The organism is Alicyclobacillus tolerans (genome assembly GCF_048984885.1).
In the GTDB taxonomy this organism is placed as follows: Bacteria; Bacillota; Bacilli; order Alicyclobacillales; family Alicyclobacillaceae; genus Alicyclobacillus_I; species Alicyclobacillus_I tolerans.
The window spans coordinates 2,376,949-2,395,092 of the sequence record NZ_JBMGNK010000002.1; the positions used below are offsets into that span (position 1 = coordinate 2,376,949).

Here is an 18,144-nt window from a genome sequence, read left to right on the forward strand (position 1 = left end):
GATCACCACCTCAGATAATGAAGTTTTCGTTATACAGTTGTATAGCGTCATTGGAAGCATGTGTATACACAGTTGCACTGACAGAAACCTGGCTACCCGTCACCGCAATGCTAGTGTTTTGTACATCCGAGACTTCTGGAAGCAACAAGAGTGCTTGCCGAAGATAAGCGACCCACCGGACAGAATTTGTCGGTTCTCCTACCGAACTTGGCAAGCGACTACCCCAAGTCGGATACAGAGGCAAAGATCGAACAGACGTCTGTATGACCGCTCTCATCCGTTGTTGAAGTGTATCGAGACCTTGTACTGTCGCGAAGTCTCCATTTGCAAAAGAGGGAGGATAGGCTGCCATATCCGATCCGAATGTATCGATCAATTGGCCACTGCCTCCGAACGTAAGCGAACCATTGCTCTCCACAGGAATCAAGATGGTATCGCCAGGCAACAGTACTCGAATGCTCCCCTCGTTGTAGGCATCAAACAGTTGCAACCGAGCGCCTGATGGATAAGCATTTTGAGTAGGTGTCGACAACGTCAATGTTTGACCGTTGTAGCTCTCCACATTGACGCTCTCAGCTACCAGTTGAGCGTTCCCTGCTGCGGATAGGTAGATTACATTGATGCCTTGGGGTTGGTTCGGCAAACTAAGAGATGTTGAACCTGCTGGCAGTTCACTGTTTAAAGCCAATGTTGCAACTGGAGGGCCATAGACCGCACCAGGATTGGTTGTCATATAAGGTGGAGATAACTGATTTACGCTGACCAACTCTGTCCACTTGGAAGCATCCCCTAATAAAAAAGCAGCTAAGGCTTGGATGCCCCGCTGCACGTCATTAACCGATAAAATATGCGGTTTTCCGATCACAACGCCACCACCACACCATTCATCAAAACTGTCGCCAGTTGTGCATAATTGCTGGGTGTTTGATATCCCTGCACAGGGTCCCATGCGATCAAGGTAGATAAAGCTGTCTGTGCCGATTGTGAGATACTGAGCGAATCGGTTCCAGTTGTAACCGTGGCCGCTAGTCCTGCATTCACAGCCAATCTTCTTGCGTTGATAGCTAAAGACAAGAGATACTGCGAACTATAGATACTTTGCGTGCCGCTGTTGTGCAATTCGTCAAAAACGTTCGCCATCACTCTACTGATTTGCAAGATGCTCTCCAAAGCTCCAGCCGACCAATTCGACCAATTTTCTTCCACTTGAGTGATAAAGGTTCGGAACAATTCGCACGCCGGAACCTGGCTAATTAGTGCTTGGAGTGGGGCGAGAACGATTTGCTGAGTGGGTACAGACTTGGGATATTTCAGCATTCTCCTCACTCCTTTCTAACGTGGAATGGTCAGTCGTTGACCAACAAAGATGAGATTGGGATTGGCGATATGATTGGTATCCGCTATCCGGCGAATAAAGGATGAAATCTGTGTATTCGTGGCTTGAATGCTAAGAAATCGTTTCGCAATATTCCATAGTGTATCACCTGATTGAACGGTGTAGATAAAGGGTTTCTTCTGTGATTGTGCTACCGACTTTTTCTGCACAGCTTTGACATTGCTGTGCGTATACTTTTGAACTTGTTTTGGATTTTGTAACACTTGAACAACCGGATCGATAACAGGGGTTACGGAAACACCGTTTGCCAAATCAGAGAGCACCAGGAATTGCACAGAAAAATTCCGCGTAACCGGACTTTGAGACGTAATGGCAAATTGGACATTGCCTATCGGTTTCACCGTCCAAGCCCGACCAAAGGCATGATCGTAGATAGCCATGACCATGCCTTGCGGAGAAGGACCTGCCTGCTCCATGCTAAAATACCAGTCGATGATGTCGTATTGCAGATGTCTGGCAGCCGTTTCTCCGTCTATGGGTTGTCCATTCCACTTTCCTTGTGCACTTCTCCATGCGGTTGTCCCCGACAAAGTTAACGTCTGAATCCCCATACCAAAGTCGTCCGTGTAAATGCTGTCCGCTGTCTGCATCACGGTTACGCGAATATTACGAGACGATTGCTGATCAGGATTCGCTGGAAATACCAAGACGCGAGGATTGCTGTAATCAGCGGTATTGACTTCAATGTCCACCACTCCGCCGATGTTTACTGAAGACAAGCGAAACACCTCCTAACCCGAAAAGACAGTGCTTGAACCACTCGTAATAGTGCCCGTGTAATTCGTGCCACCCACTTCGACCGACACCGCATCGCCTACTCTAGCTACACCCTCAGTGCCATTGTTCAGGACAATAGACGACGCGGTCAGGTTGACGTTCCCTTTGACTTTGATGGTGATGTTGTAAGGTGTGGAGGTTGTTTTCGGCGACCAACTCGGATTCTCACTTTGCATGTCGTGTAATTCGGTCGCAATGCCGATGACGATACTTGACCCATCGGGCAAGCCGATGTTCAAGTTGCCATCAGAAGTGATAACTTGATAAACTCCGCTCTCATGTAGATTAACTGCCATGCCTGGTGTTTTCGTATGTATCTGCGCTTGTATCGGACTCATGAAGCCAAGACAAACCGCTCTATTTGCTCTCCCTGCTAAATGTCCACAAACCGCCCACACATCTTCTCCACCACTTCCTATCGGCTGATCGTAAGTTCCCTCGGAGGATGGTATAGGTGCAGTTAAATCAACTTTCGGTAGATACGTTTCTCCGGTTTGTGTGCCATATGACCAACTGACGACGGGCACATTCGTATAAAAACCCCCTTGATAACTGGCATCCAAGGCAACATCCACAGTTCCTGTTTCGGGGTGCACAGCCACCACTTTTGCGAGGAAAAGTGTATGTGTGTTCAAATATGGAGCTTTCTCCATTGAATATCGATTATGTAATGCGCTGTTACCTAAATACGGACGTTTCATGCCACAGGTCTTCCCCTCTCCACGGTCAAGGTTGCTGTCCAACTGTCACTCTCAGAACCTGTCGAACCGCACAAATAGGTGTCCTCAATCCCTGCTAGGTAGTACATTTCTTCTCTCTCTTTCAAAATCCAATACGTACCTATCCGATAATCCTCACTTCCGTGGCACTGTATCGTCCCGTTCCAGAAATATTGATTCTCACCCATCGTTGCAAGCGCCCATTGGTTCAGAATATCACCGATCCCCCATGCGCTGGTATTCGGCTGACCAGGATTAGATGGATCGTATTCAGCGATCCATGACGTATCTAAAAGGTTCGGTCTTGTCCCATACAAGGAAGCCCACTGTGTTAGGACGCCGTTACTCGAATCAACGAAAGTCGGCATCGTCAGACCGACCATCTGTGTTGTCGAACCATAGGTGAGGAAGTAAGTATCCAAATTGGTGTCTGTCCGGCTGACACTGTAGGATACAACATCTTCAAAAGTTCCTTCTGGTTGCAGATCGAGCGTTGAAGGATACGGGTTGTCGCCTTCCACTGTCTTGTAAGGCGTCAGCCTCGATGTTAACACGGGTGTATCGACATCATCCCAAATGAAAAGCTCGCCGAATGGCGGAGAAGCGATATACTGCATGAGATTCCAGTAAGAACCTGTGTAGGACAAGATATTCAGACTAGACATAGGGAAGTCAGGAAAAACAAAATTGTAATTGATACCAGGCAATTCGAAACCGTAATTATGTTTTCGCAAACCTCCGATAATCGGGTTGACCATGTTGTGCATGACGGATTCGAAAAAATTAGTAATAGACTCCGGCGTGATTGGTAGATGGAAATTGTAATACAACCCAAGACCATATGCTTGCGCTTCGATGGATGCCAGATTTCCTTTGCCTGATAGTGTGTTTTGTGTCCAAAGGTAGAGGACTTGCCACTCGATCAGAAGTTTCGTGTAATCTCGCCCCGAAATGTTGATTCGTGGTTCGCTCGGACCGCCAGATTGACCAAACGTAAGCGAATCAGTACAAGTATCGACGAACCCGCGCATAATGATTGGATATTCACCGTCGACTTTCTTCCCTGTTTTACTCGCCCGAATTTCAATGTAGTCCATCGGCATCAGCAAATCCGCTAAAGTCTTTCCGTTTTTATCCTTGGCTCCAAAAAGCGATAAAGTGAATGTCCCAGGCTGCGATTGACTTAGCGATTTGATTCTTTGCCACGAATACAGATAGGGTGTTAAATCATACATTTCTCCTCGCCAAGTCCTTGCAATCACGGTTGTTCTTGGATGATAATCATGATAAAAAAGAGGATTCAAAGATATTCCTCCTCAAATTAATTCTGGAATCCTCGAAGAAAAATCCAAATCGAAACGAGGGTGTTCTATGGGTATAGGTAAGATTCTGCTGGTTTCATCCGGTTCTTTTATTGGAGGCGTTCTGATTTTTGTTTCTGGCATTTATATCGGATACAAGAACGGTTTGCAAGAGAGTCAATATTCATATAATCAACCCGCGCTCTCCACATCTCCCAACAATTCTAGTATGGATAATTCATCGAACTCATCCACCCCAATTCAAACACCTGCCACGTCTAATTCGACTAATACCGGAAACCAAAACATCAGTTCATTACCTCAAACGGTACAAAACGTCCTTCAATTTCAACCGCAAGGAGATTCTGCTGACGTGATCGATATGGTCGAGCAGGACTTTGGGTATAGTTCTTGGGAAGGCAGCTACAGCGTCCCAGGTACATTTACCACGACACCAGGGCCTCATGGATCAACGAATGTTCAATGGACTCTTACCACTAAGCCATCTGGCATTATAACCTCAACACCTTCCATCGCAGAGATGGCCATAGAGACGGCGGATATGGGAGAGAATTTCAATCTTTCTGGAAAATTATCCAAAGAACAATTCAAAAAGGACAGTCAAATGCTAGGTCCAGGGAATACGATCCGCTTTGATTTCAACATTTCACAAGACGGCTCTTTCCTGACTCCAGAAAATTTCTTCTCTAAATTCGTCATAAATTTCAATTCAAACACAAATTCAGGAAACTAGGTTATCACCATACAGGTCATCCTGCATTACTTATTCCTATCGCAATGGTTCTGCCCGTGACTGCTATGCTTTGCAAAAAAACAGTAAATTCTATTTATATTTGAGTAGAAATGAGGTATCTACATGGATAAAATGACATGGAAATTGAAAACAACTATCATACTAGGTTCTTTTTTGGGTGCAATTATTGTTTTTGTCGGAGGAGATTATATAGGTTACCAATCCGGTTACGCATCTTCTAACAACAAAATCAATAACTATATTGATGAAGAAAACAAGAAAATGGATATTCTTGCTAAACAATTGAACATAGAAAACAAAATGGCGGATAAGCTAGAAACAGCACTTTCTTCAAGAATCGAATCTTCAAGCCAAAATACAAACTCATCGCAAAATGCTAATGAATCCACAAGCAATAGAAATTCCTCTGATTTAACCAAAAGCGTTGATTCGAGAGGTCTACCATCTTCGGATGTCGAGATAGAAGGAAACTCCATCTTTATCATTCCTAAAGATGGAACTTTCACAATGAATGAACTTCCGAGTGCGATTCAAATGTCATTAAACACTGTAGCCGAAGATACGCCCAGTCCAATTTACGGAGAAAGCTCGAACAACACCAACTCAATTCCTTTATATCAATCAGCAGAATTTAATTTTGGATACACAAATTTTGAAGGTTCAAATTATATACCTGGTTTTTTTGAACTTCATAAATCTAATAACGATTATTATTTAACTTGGTATTTAACCATGCAGCAAGGCGGACAAATGGCACAAAACAGTTCAGGAAGATTTGCCGTCGGCAATAAAATCGTTTTAACTTACTTGATTCATCCAAATGGAAATCATTTGTATCCTGTAAGTCGAGATGCAATGGATTTATTTTATATGCAAAATTTCTCTAGTCTAGGTTAAATCCATTAACCTATCGGCCCTCCTACGTTATGAATTCCCAACGCGACGGCTCTACCTAAATTAGCTGTACTTTGTGCGGATATGTTAACAGTAAACTCGTTATAAAACTGGTTGGCGTAATTGATGCGATTTGCGATATTAGCGCCAACCCCTGCTCTCTCATAACTCGACTCAAAATACTGGGCAGCCGCCCCTGCGTCAGACATGCTGTTTAAGACAGCTATACTGCCTTCCTGACCTGATTTCAATTCGTGCCACAGGTAATTCAGCTGTGTATTCAAAGAGCTTGCCGACGAATGATGAGCAGCGGCGTATTGAAACAAACCATTTTTACGTGATCCTAGCCACTGGGCGATGCCATACGCTCCGCTTGCAGTATTGGTGGCGGTAGGATTCAAAGAAGATTCCTGCTCTAAATTACCCATGATTCCTGCAACGGCGGCAGAACTCAAACCCTTGCTCTTCAAGAAATTAAAAATTTGTTGTTGTCTATTGTTCCCTGTTAAATCGCTCCACCAGTTACTGATACCCGAACTAACGGAAGAAAAGAAATTTGAAATTACACTACCTGGTGTAGGCACACCCACTCCATACGGCGAACTACCCGCTGTATAAGGACCAAAACGGCCATTGGCATATGGATCGTTTTTTCTGAGATTTTCAAGTTCCTTTTTCTGTTGTTCTTCTGCCTGTTGAGCTTCTTGTGCCAGTTGCGACAAGTAGCTGTTGGTCATGCTGATGGTATTATTCGCATAGCCAAGAGATACGCTCAAATTCGCAAGCATTTTGGCTCCTCCGCTTGCCAAATGAGCCGATTGGGCATTAAAGTTGGCCATAGCCTCTTGTATTTTGTCTGCTGAAGTTCTTGTGGTGGAAACGGAATAATTAGAGGATGGCGCCTTTGTGGCGAGCATTGCGCCGCTTCTAATCATTGCCATTCCTTGGTTGATATCTAAACCAGGCATGAGTGCCCCTTGCAAATATGGATTATTGGTGATTCCTTTCACCACATTCTGATAGGCTGCACCCAAAGTCGTGTTGCCCACCTTGGCCGCCGTCCCCTGTTCCATAATGCTCATCATTTGGAATGGGTCTGTGATTTTCCCGCCAGACGCCCTCAAAATGGCTGTCATTGCAATAGCTTGCTGTATTCCTGACGGACTTGCAAAAGCTTTATCCATCGAAGATATAAGTGCGGCTCCGTTTTGTCCCTGCAATCCTTGAATGCCCGTTTTATTGAGTGCTGTGTATTGTGCCGCTACGCCAGGCTGATTTGCGATCACAGGATTGATGCCACTAAGCGTACTATATACATCAGCTAAACCTGTAAAGAGTTGGCCTTGTCGTCCTTGCATACCTGTGGCGATCACCATATTACCGAGCATCCCCAAATAACTGCTGGGTGTATATTGAGAACCCCCACCATTGGTGACCCCAGCCAAAGCAGATGCCGATAAAATCTGTGCAATTTGTTGCCCGCTCATGCCAAAATTCAGACCATAAGCGCCCGACAAGTGAACGAGATTCGTCAGACTGTTGCGCGTATTGCCGTTAAAGCTTCCCGCCAAAAGAGTAGCGATTTGGGTTGATTGCGTTCCCGTCATGCCAGCGTCTGCTCCGGCGCGGACAATCGCATTCCGGAAAGATTCCACACCTTGTGCAGCATCGCCCAACGAATGAGCTAATTGGGATACTGGAACGGCGGTTTCCATCCACTGGTTAAAGCCGTGCTTGAGATATCCCAAAGCGGCGCCTGTAATACCTGCTGCTACTCCCGCTAAAGGGCCTCCCAACAAATCGCCAAGCACAATACCAGCGCCTTCACCCATGGCTCCCGATGCCACCGAATCACCAATCACACCAGAAGCTACACCCTTTAACCCGCTGGAAACTACGCTGCGAAAGCTTCTGCCATTTGCACTCGACCTAAAATGATGGTACAGACGAGACACACCGGACGGAGCAGAATAAGTGGCCGTTGGCGCTCCATATTCTGAGCCAAAATCCTGCATAAAGGTCTGAATGGCTGAGATGTCACCCGTTCCAACAAACTCTCCCATAGCCGCACTGTATCGAGAGCGGACATGCTGAGGCATGTTCTTGTTCGACAGGCTTGTAAACCATTTCTCGATCTCTTGCTGGCTCACTCCTGAGTGAAATCTACTCTGCGAGGATTTGGTTCTCACGCCGCTAGTCATCTGCTTAGTCTGTTGTTGGAACATCGCCAGTACAGGTGCAGCCTGTTCCATGACATTTTGGTAGTACATTTCCAATCCGGATGGAGTCATGAGATTATATTGACCTTGGTGAGCCGCTCGGTGAGCCTGAGAAGCGGGAGATGGAGGCGTGTACATAGTACTGACTGGTGGTGTATGACCACCTTTAGGGCTTGGGGCGTAACTCACTCCACCGCCGGATACCTGAGAACCTTGGGACGCATAAGAAGAAACTCCTGCTCTCGCCATCATGTCTGAAATACGCTTGGCGTGCTCTTCCATGCGATTGAAATACTTCTCCATTTCCTCTAAGCCTCTGAGATCGGCGGAAGTGGTGAATTTAATTTCCGGCAACGCTATCACCACCTTTTATGGGCTGAATATTGGGCATCTTGCGTTTGACAGGATTGGCAATCGGCTTGAAATTTTTCGCCATATCCAGGAATTCGGAAGGAGGACCTGATGCCTTTCCTGCGGTGAAAACTTTGGTGATCTCCTGATAAGACAGGACTTCTAACTCAAACTCAAAATCGCTCATACCTTCCAGTCGAGGATCGTGTGCAGGAATGCGATAAAGAAAACGATATAGACATTCCCAATTATGCGCTCTGTCCCTCGCCAGTTGAGCTTTTTTCTGTTCCCAAGTTTTCACGAAAGGAGTTCAGCCAATTGGCTACCTCCGAACTTAACTGACTCACAACAAAGTCAGGGAGTTTCTGAAAGTCTGCATCCTTCGGAAACAGGCATAGCCTCGTCAACATAGCAATCGAGTTGGCAAACATCACTGCCAACGGACTCTCTAGAACACCATCTGCCAACTTTTTTGTTTCTCGTTCAATTTCAATGATGTCTAAAGCTGAAGGGACGCGGAAAGTATAAGTCTCTCCGCGCACCTCAAAAGATTTTTGGAATTCGTTGTTACTCAAATCCATCTCCCCGTTCTGTTCGTATCAGAGATTCCTTTCATTAACTCCAAGCCGCAGTATCCTGCGCAATCCAACTCAAGTTCAGCGTCAGCACATCTGTGTCAGGCACTTGCACACTGTCTTGATTGTAGTAAGCATTGACAACGCTGTACTCAATTTCGCCGGTTGTTGAATTGATCACATCGATGGAGTAGGCTGCTTGGTTCAACTGCTCTGTCAGTGATCTCGAAGGATTGATGCCCTCCGACGTGTAACTGTTGTCTGCGTTAAAGGGAACCATAGCCGTTGCCGTGACCGTGACGCTTGCTTGTGTCACAGGCGCATCCACAAATAAAGGGCTACCCACTGCATATACAGCCCTCCGGTTCACGCCGCGAGTAATGGTAAGCGTGTTAACCAGACCCACAGGTTGACCGTTAATGTTGATTTGAACGTTGTTGCCTGTATAAACCGTTTGAAACGGATTATTGATCGACACCTAAACCACCACCCCTCAAGCAGACTGGCCATAGGCCGTGGGATAAAGTTGCAAGACGATATAGTTCGCCGGAACATCAAAGGCTGCGTTTGCGGTTCCCGTTATCGTGTCTCCACTGCCTGTGAGCGAGATATCCGAGAGTTTCGGAGCGGTAGACAAGAAACCTTGCGAATACCAATAAGTCAATCGGGCAAAGATCGCCGATTGTGCCTGTCCTACTGTAACAGGTGTCACTGGCTGCCCAACAAACTGACTGAGTGTATCGTTCAAGTCCGCGGACACGATGTCTGCCACCAGTCCTGTGGAGTTTTCCACCTTATCGTAAGCGGTGTTCTGGAGCCAAGTGGTTCGATCTTGTTGAAGCACCGGAATACCTTGATTGTTCGGAGCGATAATCGCCAAACCGCCAGCAAGCGCCTGAGCGATCATACTAGGTGTGACGGTCTGGCCCATACCGTTAGACGGCACAGGTTTCTGTGTCAAGGCGTTATAAGGAATCGTCGCCGCCCGTTCACCCATAACAGCACAAGCTTCCAGGTATGGAGCGAACATCGTTGTATTGCCGTTGTAGTCTACTCCTGCTTGTTCGGGCCATACGACCGTAGAACGATTGGAATTGAGAAGCGCTACCTGTTGCAGTTCGGTGGACAAAGTCTGCCCTGACGCATCTCCTAAATAACCGCGCCTTGGCTGGCCGATGGAAGCCATGTAGTGGCAATGTGCATCGTTCATTGCCCACAAGGTATACGAGGGTGATACAGGCGCAACAAATGTAATCTGCGGCACGGTTTGAGCTATGGTATAAGCGCTTTGCCAGTTTGCGTTGGTCGCGGTAGGCGTTGTTCCGCCGCTAGCATATACCCACGTGTTGGACGTTGCCAAATTTGTTGCGCCAGAGACCCGTGAAGCGGTGAAATATAGATTTTGGTTGTTGAAATAGCGAACCACAGCTGTGACGTTTGCTGTAAATACTGTAGGAGATCCAGAGGATGTCGATAAGGGGACATCTGTCACATTGTCAAAGAAAGAAGCTACTGCATCCTGTGGATTGGGATCTAAAACCGATGAAACTAAGTCAGAGATGGAATTGAGTTGATTCACCAGGGATTGAACGGTCATACCACTGGCTAGAGCAATGTTGGCTATGGATACGCCACCACTCGATGTAACTTGAAAAGCGGTGTCTGTCACGGTTGCGGTAACATCTGTCGCTGTACCTGTATAGTAGAGGCTTAGCGCAGAGAGCGAGATGTTATCTTGGGTGTTCGTTGGGTAGGTCTGGCCGCCAGGTCCAACAAAATCAAAACCTTGGCTGACTGTATATCCAGAAGTCGCACCTGCCTGTACCATCCATTTAGCGTCATTAGCCAATGCGCCGTAGGACGTGGTGGTCAACTGGATTGATGCCGCGCCACTAGAGTTGTTGATCGTGCTCGTGGCTTGCGTGCGAGGCGTTGGATCAATCACTGTAAGATTTAGACTGCCTCCTACTTTCTGTGCACCACGAAAAGCATTCATTACACCATTCAGCAAGTCTCCACCCTTCAGAATGGACTTTGCCGAATTTGGGGTAATGGATATCGGAGTGTTCGGCTGTCCGTCTGTGGCAGGCCCGATCAACAACATGCCGTAGCCACCAGTCGAAGGAGGCGCTTGAAAGTTTTGATCATTGATATTGACGCTAGAACCAGGTGCAATCATGTTGACTCCGTTCACAAAAGGCAAAAAGACCACCTCCTATTCGATTTACTCTGGAATTGAATTTAAGAAGTTTTGATAAACTTTTTCCCAATCTGCCCCTGTATTTCGCCAAATGCCGTTTTGATAGCAGTACCTTCCAAAAGCAGACAGAGATTCAATGGGTGCATGTTTTCGTTCTTTTTGATTCAAGTAGTCATCCAAATTCATAAAAAGAGCAGAGGTTGATTTCTCCTCTGCCAGTGCATTTTCACTATTAAGTTTCGGCATTTCTTCTCCCCCTACGAGGATGTTGTGTTGTTGGTTTGGACAGACGCTGAACTCACACTCTGGACAGGGAGCGCGTCCCACGTATCCTCATGTTGGGCTGTAAACGTGACTGTCCGATAAAAAGGAAAAACAGAATCTCCCATGCTGTCAGGATACGGTTGCAATGGTCCAAGACCGACTCTCTGATTAAATAGGCCGTAATCAGTTTCAAGCGTCTTGGTGTAGTAGAGGAGTGCCCATTTACAGAGCATTTGCGACCACAAGAGCCAATTCTGGTTGGGGCCAAGCACGCCAATGATATAGGTGGTCTCAAATGTGGTTGAGTAGGTTTGTTGTGTTGAAGTTTGAGATATAAAGTTGCCCACATATCTGCGGCTGGCAATCTGTGATTCCTGACCTGTCGTCACGGCATACTGCAATCCTGTAACCGGACTGCGCGAAAATCCGATCTGAGCAATAACTTGATTTTTTGGATTGCTCCACCAAGTCAAGATTTCTTCTTGATTTGTTGATGTTTCCAAAGCGTAAATATTCGGAACCAAGGTGCTTATATTTTGTCGAAACAAGGATATGGCTTCGTTGAGCACATTCACGATGGCTTTATCTCCAAGGCTGATCACCAGCTACCCAACTCCTCTATCCAAGCCGATACAATATGCGCCTCTACATGCGGTCTCACATAATCTTCCACACTCTGCATCACTGGATTACTTGGCGTGCCAGGATGCCACCAAGAGTCAGGCGACGAATGAGACGACACCGTTCGAAACGTAATGAAATTGTTGTCCTTGAAGCGATACATGTTCGAACCTTTGCTTGCTTTATGCATGTAGGGTCCAGTCATGCCTCCGATTTGCGGCTTCGTCTCTACAGGCATCCACTTTGATGTATCCCCTGTATCAGTTCCCCATGAATAGATATTGCGCAATTTATTTTCCTCGTCCATAAATTGGCCTATGATCTTCGATAACGTAAGCGTGGATGCCATTTCCGCAACCGCATCGGGCAAATCATCCAAATTGTGTTTGAATGGGATGATGTTGTAGCGTCCTGTTCCGTCATTAAGTGGTCTTGATCGAGGACCATTGATCATTCCAGGTTTCATATCATAGGGAGGTTTACCATTTTCAATACTCACAATATCCGACGGAGCCTCTACAGAAAACTCGAAAAGCCCTAAGTCGCTGCGTTGCACAGAACCAGCCAGATCGGACCTTTTCACAGCGCTCGTCATCCCCGGAATAACCGTACCATTTAAAGAAGCCTTCAGAACTTCTTCCACCATGACTCCCGCTTCGTGAACGGCCTGACCTACCTTCTTAAAATCGAGAGTGGAGAGCGGAGGAATGACTTGAACGCGAATCTCCAGCATTCCCCTTCACCCCTCGATCAGACTTGGTGCATTCGGTAGTACAATATGGCGTTTACGAAGGACTGCTTTTTGCCCTAAATCCTGACCAAACGCATAACGCGGACTTGCCGGATTAAACGAAACCCATTCAAAGAGTGCACCGTATCGGATGCTGTAGAGTTGGCCTGGCGCGGGTTGATTCCCTATCCAAGTAAGTGTTTTGCCTGCATAGGTGAAGTCTTGGTTGGGTATATACTGCGTGCTCGCGCCTGTTACCACGTCCACCGTCCATGCGCCTTCGACATTGACCATGCGATAGGTTGATTCATCCGTTGCTCCTTCTCCACGCTGGAACGTTTCACTGAACGTAGGAATGCCAGGGATAAACGGAAGAATGACTAGATCAAAATCGTCGAAATGAAGTGTTCCAGGCATCGGAGAAACCACCATATCTCCTGCTTCCATCAGGCCATATTGCATCAGTTCCAAGTTCTGATCGATGCTCGGAATCAAAACCGTCGTCTCCAGCGGAGGTTCGGGATAAAGTATTCCGTACCCACCGCATGCCGCACAATTGATGTTGTTGGGCTTTCCTGGTTCGCTTCCGCACGGGCATAATACCGATTTATAAACCTTCGCCTGATAGCCAAAATTCCCCGACGATTGAGCATCCCATAACTGACGATAAAGCCAAGGGACAGGTTGCGGTGATATCGACTGAAAAGACACTCCATCACCGCCCTAACTGTGCCATGCCAAGGCCGTTATGTGACGACCGCCATGCCTTGATATAACTTTCTGCATTTCCACGATACATCGCGATCACATCTGCAAAAGGTCCGCCATTCCGCAAATTCACAGACTGGTTGAAACCATCTGCCGAGTTGGTGAAACTCTGTATGCCTGGGTAATACGCTAGACTGTACGTTTCAAGCACCTTCGCTGCCGCTAATTGCGCGATTGCATCCAGCATGTCATCGGGAACCGGACTAATGCCTGCTGTATAGGTCATCTGAGTGAATTGCGGCACATGGTTCATCTGTCCCATTGTAAAGAAAGGAAGCCACATGCCAGCACCAGGACTCATGACTGCCATGGCCCCTTCAACTGGTACAATACGCACAATACCACTGTTGGGATCGGCGGTAATCCACGGTGGAGGAACGGCCAAGATTCCAAAGTTCGGCGGCAAAGCATAGAGAATATTTGAGATGCTAATGATCGGCTTGTGTCTTGCTTTGAGCGTTGACCACTTTTCAAAACGCCGCGCCGTATAGTCATAAGGAACTTCGAGCATATCATAGTCCTGCCCTGCAATCGCAGGTCGACCCTGTACATAGCCAAACGGATTTTCATCCGTATTCATAGAAGTGATAATTTGCGGTGTTTGGTTGATTACGCACGCGATGATGACGCGCGGAACTACGAAACTGTCCAGTTTTGTCTCAAACTCGCCAACAGAGGCGTCAATGCGCTGTTGCACAATGGTCTCTAACTGCGCAGGGACTGCCGTACCGATGAGTGGCAGCCCTGCGAGATAGTGCGTGATAACAAACTCAGGCGTAAGGCGTTCTGCAATCGGGTTGCCATTGACAAACTGTTGGTCACCCCGATAGGCAGGTTGAAACGAAGAAAAGGTGCGCATGCCTTCGTTGGGCATACATCACACCACCTTTATTAGTGGCCGAGTGCCAAATAATAGAACGTTGCGTCACCCGTACCTGCTGTAGCAACGTCAATGTTCACGGTAAATCCCGAAACTGTTGCGTTCGAGGATGAAACCGTGCCACTGAGCACTGCGCCACCGAGATTGCCGATGGACGGAATCACAAGATCAACCGAAGTCGAAAATGGATTCGCGAAAGTTACAGTTGCCGTTTGTGCTCCTGTCGCCGCAACGGATATGCTTCCTGATCCTACGGCAAAGGTTTGGTTCGGCAGAAAATCTGCCAAGGCTGCGAGGGAGTTGTTTTGAAAAGGATAGGATGTAGAAACAGAGCCTACCGTCGAATCACCGCCAAATTGTTGTAAAACTACTTCTGGCATACATAAACCTCCTTAACCTAAGCGTTCTAGCCAAGCGTTGATCGTGCCGTTTGTTGGAGCGGTTGCACATGATGCCTGGAGACCGACATAAGGAATATATTGATTGGGTGTGGAGAGAGAAATCACTGCCGTTTCAACCGCGCCACCACTCGATGCTGCAACGGTCGTGGCCGTACCAAAGGGATACCAATTCACCCGATCTCGACTCCACATAGGTTGCAAACTCACCGATTCGTTCAGTGTTGAAACCACAAGCGCTGTTTTATAAACAGCATATACTTGGTCATAAGGCGTTCCTGATGGATTGATACCACTAGGTGGATTGGATAGATGATTCGCTGTATCGGTGATGGCTAGATTGTTAAAGAGAACAGACTCGCCATAAGTAAACATGACGAGCCTGCCTCCTTGCTGTCCGCCGCCATTGGCATCTTGTTCTCTAGGAACCCAATCCCACTGTCTTTTAGACGGCTCATCTACGGGATAGGTAAAAGACTGCCCCATAGGATCACTCCGCTTTCCAGAGAAATGTCAAGGATGCAGCCGATCCCAGGACATAAATATTGGTTGCATCAAAAGGATTGCTGGACTGTAGATAAACCGTGCCGTTACTGGTGGATGTAAGTGTCACAAAATTAGGTTTAAACCCCAAACCGTGTGGAATCGCCACGACATCCCCGACTGTAGGACTTGTCGTACCAGAGCCTGTATTATTCAAAAGGTTCTGGAATTGGACACTTCCAACAGGCAGAGACATATCCATCACCAAGTCGCCCTGAACGCCAGGTTTGGTCATTGGATACAAAGAACTGAAACGGTCTTTATACGATGGTTCTTGATAAAGTGGCAACCTTATTCACCTCGCTTTTTATTGTTGAGGTTGCGTCTATTGGTTTTAGGTTGTTCGACATCCTCGGAAGATTCCAATGCTTCTTCCGTATCGTGAATGGAATCTTCCAGCAGTGAGATCGTTTCTTCTTGTGGGTCAGGAAGTTGTTCGATTACAAAATGGAACTTCCGCAACCTTTCTAACTCATTTGCATTCAAATGATCGGCATTTGCCCAGCCTAGCGAATCAAACACCAATTCATGTTCATGCAACTGTAATTTGTGAAGTTTAGCCATATTCGGCGCATGAACTTTCAGCATCACCTATCGCTCCTCATCTCATTTGCAACGCCATCGAACATTCCACGCTCCCTGACACCTGCCAAGAAACCCTGCCTGCAATTCCGTACTCCTGCAAAGAGAAAACATAGGCTCCCGCCTCTGTCACTTCTCCTATCGTGCCGACCGGATAATAGGTTTCCCCATCAAAGTCTTCCCACGACAACGTGAGAGAGCCGCCACTTGACAGGCTCTCCACATTGACCATGAGGGTTCCTTGACGAAACACACCTACCGTGACCGGATTCGACGCACCATTCGTGCTAATCGTGGTCATCCCGACCAGCGGATAGGTTACAGGATAGTACGCTCCATTCGATGCACCGAACGTTCCAAAATTCGTGATGCACAAAGAGCCGTTCCCTAGGTTTTCGCCCAAGATACGGCTCGTTAGTACATCCGTAGGATGGAACATGGCAGAAGTATTCGGCAAAAGTTCTTGCGGGATGGGGATATCCGTAACATTGATGCTAGCCGTTGACGTGTTGAGGATCGTCCAACTCATTGGACTCCCCCCTATTAGGTCAACTCAACCGGAGCAATAATGCCATTCGGGATTTGAACGTTCTCAATAATTACACAACGCGAGGGTACGTACACCATCGGCGCGCCAATTAAGGCAACAGCGAAGTAACGAGCCAGAGCCGGAATTGGCAAAGGCCATTTGAAGAAAGGAAGTAGTTGTTTGAACACAACACCCTCCTCTGGATCGTGGTTGAGCACGAACACATCAAACGCACCTGCAACGCGGGTGTTCTCGTCTGTCCATGATTGGGTAGTTCCTGTTCCAGAGTCCGCTACACGCGCAACAGGCAAGTATTCCCCTCCATTCATGCTGCGGTAAATCTGGTAGTAATTCGCTCCGTTGGATCCAGTGACTCGATTCCAAGTCAGTGTCACCGATTCTCCCGCCCCGACCGTTACGGTGGTGGTGGAAACAGAATTTTGGGATGGCCCGTAGGTGTTCACGGCTGCGATCTGATAAGTTACAGGGCCGCCATTGTAGCCTACGCCATATTGTGTTGCGCTGCTCGGTGTTTGCCAGCGAGATGTTGCGATATTCGGGTCTTCTGTACTGTTGGTATTCAGCGTGGCGGTTAATCCTGTCGGAATAGCAGGAGCATTTTGGATGGTTACCGTGACAGGACGTTCTAGGTTCAAAAAGATGTCGTTCACGAAAGGCAGGAAACCATAAGTGGAATTATAACCGCCTACCGGAACGCCAATATTGAGTGAACCTTCACGCATGAGTGCCTGTTGGTCAATGCCGTAGCGCTGAGCGGGAGCATAAACTTTAGAGAAATAGGACTGTACAATCGGAGCCATGTAGACACTGTGGCGACCTGCGGATATTTCGCCAGCGTTGTCCTGGATAGCCTGTGCCGCATTTTCAAGTAAATCAGGGCTGATAGGCTGTGCTCCAGCATCAATTACGATATTGCTGAAACCGTAAGTTTGAGCAAAGCTTTCGACGATCTTTTTCACACCATCGAATGCACTTGGAAGAAGAGAAGAGTCTCCATAGAATAAATTTCGTTCTACACCTCTGAGCAAGTAACGGGTTGCGTTGTTGATCTGGAGAGCCTCTGCCGAACCGCCAATGACTTCCGTCGACATAATGGCGATGTCGGTTGCGTATGCAACGGCTGCAAACTTCATGGGCACTTGCACACGATTGAAGGTGGAGTCATTGCCTGCTGGCGTACTCATTGCCCCTGTGAAAATACCGCCTTGCGTGCCATAGTCGAGCAATTGATCGAATTCTTCCGTCATTGCATATGCTTCTTGTTTAGCAATATTTCTCCACAATTTAATGTTTTGCATCTTAAACGACACGTTTTTGAGTGTGCGTGCCAAAGATTGTGGAATGAGCGAACTACCATCTCCAGGTCCGCCAGGTGTGGAAGGAGAAGCCACTAAGGCTTTTTGCAAGCGTTCATACGTGGTATTGCTCAAAGTGCCCCCCATATATGTGCCTGTTAACAGACCACCACTATCCATTTGCAAGGATTTGCTGAGTTGTTGAACTTCTTGTTCCCTTACTGCCAAGGAAAACACCACCTTCGTTAGAATGAAAAAACCGCCCATTTTGGCGGTTATTGAAAAAATGGCCTATGAAATTAAGCG

The 18,144-nt window shown here is 47.1% G+C and carries 23 protein-coding genes; 2 read left to right on the forward strand and 21 right to left on the reverse strand.

Annotated elements, in window-relative coordinates; genetic code table 11:
- Positions 1 to 10: 10 nt before the first annotated feature.
- Genes ACOJUR_RS12050 through ACOJUR_RS12070 form a run of 5 tightly spaced genes read right to left on the reverse strand, consistent with a single transcriptional unit; the run spans position 11 to position 4,196 of the window.
- Complete coding sequence (locus tag ACOJUR_RS12050; RefSeq protein ID WP_420950106.1) at positions 11 to 865, reverse strand: hypothetical protein; 855 nt, start codon at positions 863 to 865, stop codon at positions 11 to 13.
- A complete protein-coding gene (locus ACOJUR_RS12055; RefSeq protein ID WP_420950107.1) occupies positions 862 to 1,317 on the reverse strand; it encodes a hypothetical protein in 456 nt (151 codons plus the stop codon). The genes ACOJUR_RS12050 and ACOJUR_RS12055 overlap by 4 nt, the downstream gene beginning before the upstream one ends.
- A gap of 15 nt (positions 1,318 to 1,332) precedes the next feature.
- The gene (locus tag ACOJUR_RS12060; protein WP_420950108.1) at positions 1,333 to 2,115 is read right to left on the reverse strand and encodes a LysM peptidoglycan-binding domain-containing protein; all 783 of its coding nucleotides are present in this window, start codon (positions 2,113 to 2,115) and stop codon (positions 1,333 to 1,335) included.
- Between the two features lie 12 nt (positions 2,116 to 2,127).
- Positions 2,128 to 2,874 carry a hypothetical protein gene (locus ACOJUR_RS12065; RefSeq protein WP_420950109.1) on the reverse strand — a complete coding sequence of 249 codons (747 nt, stop codon included), beginning with the start codon at positions 2,872 to 2,874 and terminating at the stop codon, positions 2,128 to 2,130.
- Positions 2,871 to 4,196: a hypothetical protein gene (locus ACOJUR_RS12070; RefSeq protein ID WP_420950110.1), complete on the reverse strand. Its 1,326-nt coding sequence runs from the start codon at positions 4,194 to 4,196 to the stop codon at positions 2,871 to 2,873. Before ACOJUR_RS12070 ends, ACOJUR_RS12065 begins: the two co-directional genes overlap by 4 nt.
- 67 nt (positions 4,197 to 4,263) lie before the next feature.
- On the opposite strand from ACOJUR_RS12070, the gene ACOJUR_RS12075 reads away from it, so the two are divergent.
- Entirely contained in the window at positions 4,264 to 4,947 is a 684-nt protein-coding gene (locus ACOJUR_RS12075; RefSeq protein WP_420950111.1) for a hypothetical protein, read from the forward strand.
- Between the two features lie 123 nt (positions 4,948 to 5,070).
- Entirely contained in the window at positions 5,071 to 5,865 is a 795-nt protein-coding gene (locus ACOJUR_RS12080; protein WP_420950112.1) for a hypothetical protein, read from the forward strand.
- A gap of 5 nt (positions 5,866 to 5,870) precedes the next feature.
- On the opposite strand, the gene ACOJUR_RS12085 is transcribed toward ACOJUR_RS12080, so the two are convergent.
- From ACOJUR_RS12085 to ACOJUR_RS12160, 16 genes are all read right to left on the reverse strand, one after another.
- On the reverse strand, positions 5,871 to 8,435 hold the full coding sequence (locus ACOJUR_RS12085; RefSeq protein ID WP_420950113.1) for a phage tail tip lysozyme: 2,565 nt from the start codon (positions 8,433 to 8,435) through the stop codon (positions 5,871 to 5,873).
- Positions 8,422 to 8,619 (reverse strand): hypothetical protein, encoded by a 198-nt coding sequence (locus tag ACOJUR_RS12090; RefSeq protein WP_420950114.1) that lies wholly within the window; start codon positions 8,617 to 8,619, stop codon positions 8,422 to 8,424. Before ACOJUR_RS12090 ends, ACOJUR_RS12085 begins: the two co-directional genes overlap by 14 nt.
- 61 nt (positions 8,620 to 8,680) lie before the next feature.
- Entirely contained in the window at positions 8,681 to 9,007 is a 327-nt protein-coding gene (locus tag ACOJUR_RS12095) for a hypothetical protein (RefSeq protein ID WP_420950115.1), read from the reverse strand.
- Positions 9,008 to 9,047: 40 nt separating this feature from the next.
- Positions 9,048 to 9,485, reverse strand: a complete 438-nt coding sequence (locus tag ACOJUR_RS12100) for a hypothetical protein (protein ID WP_420950116.1) — start codon at positions 9,483 to 9,485, stop codon at positions 9,048 to 9,050.
- Positions 9,486 to 9,500: 15 nt separating this feature from the next.
- The gene (locus ACOJUR_RS12105) at positions 9,501 to 11,210 is read right to left on the reverse strand and encodes a hypothetical protein (RefSeq protein WP_420950117.1); all 1,710 of its coding nucleotides are present in this window, start codon (positions 11,208 to 11,210) and stop codon (positions 9,501 to 9,503) included.
- A gap of 21 nt (positions 11,211 to 11,231) precedes the next feature.
- Complete coding sequence (locus ACOJUR_RS12110) at positions 11,232 to 11,453, reverse strand: hypothetical protein (RefSeq protein WP_420950118.1); 222 nt, start codon at positions 11,451 to 11,453, stop codon at positions 11,232 to 11,234.
- A gap of 11 nt (positions 11,454 to 11,464) precedes the next feature.
- Complete coding sequence (locus ACOJUR_RS12115) at positions 11,465 to 12,073, reverse strand: hypothetical protein (RefSeq protein WP_420950119.1); 609 nt, start codon at positions 12,071 to 12,073, stop codon at positions 11,465 to 11,467.
- Positions 12,070 to 12,825, reverse strand: coding sequence for a hypothetical protein (locus ACOJUR_RS12120; protein WP_420950120.1), 756 nt, complete (start codon positions 12,823 to 12,825; stop codon positions 12,070 to 12,072). Before ACOJUR_RS12120 ends, ACOJUR_RS12115 begins: the two co-directional genes overlap by 4 nt.
- A 6-nt stretch (positions 12,826 to 12,831) precedes the next feature.
- Positions 12,832 to 13,533 (reverse strand): hypothetical protein, encoded by a 702-nt coding sequence (locus ACOJUR_RS12125; protein ID WP_420950121.1) that lies wholly within the window; start codon positions 13,531 to 13,533, stop codon positions 12,832 to 12,834.
- A gap of 4 nt (positions 13,534 to 13,537) precedes the next feature.
- Complete coding sequence (locus ACOJUR_RS12130; RefSeq protein WP_420950122.1) at positions 13,538 to 14,464, reverse strand: hypothetical protein; 927 nt, start codon at positions 14,462 to 14,464, stop codon at positions 13,538 to 13,540.
- Positions 14,465 to 14,481: 17 nt separating this feature from the next.
- A complete protein-coding gene (locus tag ACOJUR_RS12135; RefSeq protein ID WP_420950123.1) occupies positions 14,482 to 14,850 on the reverse strand; it encodes a hypothetical protein in 369 nt (122 codons plus the stop codon).
- 12 nt (positions 14,851 to 14,862) lie between these two features.
- Positions 14,863 to 15,354 (reverse strand): hypothetical protein, encoded by a 492-nt coding sequence (locus tag ACOJUR_RS12140; protein ID WP_420950124.1) that lies wholly within the window; start codon positions 15,352 to 15,354, stop codon positions 14,863 to 14,865.
- Between the two features lie 4 nt (positions 15,355 to 15,358).
- Positions 15,359 to 15,700 carry a hypothetical protein gene (locus ACOJUR_RS12145; RefSeq protein ID WP_420950125.1) on the reverse strand — a complete coding sequence of 114 codons (342 nt, stop codon included), beginning with the start codon at positions 15,698 to 15,700 and terminating at the stop codon, positions 15,359 to 15,361.
- 2 nt (positions 15,701 to 15,702) lie between these two features.
- Positions 15,703 to 15,999 (reverse strand): hypothetical protein, encoded by a 297-nt coding sequence (locus ACOJUR_RS12150; protein ID WP_420950126.1) that lies wholly within the window; start codon positions 15,997 to 15,999, stop codon positions 15,703 to 15,705.
- 13 nt (positions 16,000 to 16,012) lie between these two features.
- Positions 16,013 to 16,522 carry a hypothetical protein gene (locus ACOJUR_RS12155; protein ID WP_420950127.1) on the reverse strand — a complete coding sequence of 170 codons (510 nt, stop codon included), beginning with the start codon at positions 16,520 to 16,522 and terminating at the stop codon, positions 16,013 to 16,015.
- Between the two features lie 14 nt (positions 16,523 to 16,536).
- A complete protein-coding gene (locus ACOJUR_RS12160) occupies positions 16,537 to 18,066 on the reverse strand; it encodes a fibronectin type III domain-containing protein (RefSeq protein ID WP_420950128.1) in 1,530 nt (509 codons plus the stop codon).
- Between the last annotated feature and the right edge of the window lie 78 nt (positions 18,067 to 18,144).

Excerpts from the sequence above, each read along its gene's own strand:
- ACOJUR_RS12055 (WP_420950107.1), bottom strand. The coding sequence starts at position 1,317 with ATGCTGAAATATCCCAAGTCTGTACCCACTCAGCAAATCGTTCTCGCC.
- ACOJUR_RS12065 (WP_420950109.1), bottom strand. The coding sequence starts at position 2,874 with ATGAAACGTCCGTATTTAGGTAACAGCGCATTACATAATCGATATTCA.
- ACOJUR_RS12075 (WP_420950111.1), top strand. The coding sequence starts at position 4,264 with ATGGGTATAGGTAAGATTCTGCTGGTTTCATCCGGTTCTTTTATTGGA.
- ACOJUR_RS12080 (WP_420950112.1), top strand. The coding sequence starts at position 5,071 with ATGGATAAAATGACATGGAAATTGAAAACAACTATCATACTAGGTTCT.
- ACOJUR_RS12090 (WP_420950114.1), bottom strand. The coding sequence starts at position 8,619 with ATGAGCGATTTTGAGTTTGAGTTAGAAGTCCTGTCTTATCAGGAGATC.
- ACOJUR_RS12110 (WP_420950118.1), bottom strand. The coding sequence starts at position 11,453 with ATGCCGAAACTTAATAGTGAAAATGCACTGGCAGAGGAGAAATCAACC.
- ACOJUR_RS12120 (WP_420950120.1), bottom strand. The coding sequence starts at position 12,825 with ATGCTGGAGATTCGCGTTCAAGTCATTCCTCCGCTCTCCACTCTCGAT.
- ACOJUR_RS12130 (WP_420950122.1), bottom strand. The coding sequence starts at position 14,464 with ATGCCCAACGAAGGCATGCGCACCTTTTCTTCGTTTCAACCTGCCTAT.
- ACOJUR_RS12135 (WP_420950123.1), bottom strand. The coding sequence starts at position 14,850 with ATGCCAGAAGTAGTTTTACAACAATTTGGCGGTGATTCGACGGTAGGC.
- ACOJUR_RS12140 (WP_420950124.1), bottom strand. The coding sequence starts at position 15,354 with ATGGGGCAGTCTTTTACCTATCCCGTAGATGAGCCGTCTAAAAGACAG.
- ACOJUR_RS12150 (WP_420950126.1), bottom strand. The coding sequence starts at position 15,999 with ATGCTGAAAGTTCATGCGCCGAATATGGCTAAACTTCACAAATTACAG.
- ACOJUR_RS12155 (WP_420950127.1), bottom strand. The coding sequence starts at position 16,522 with ATGAGTTGGACGATCCTCAACACGTCAACGGCTAGCATCAATGTTACG.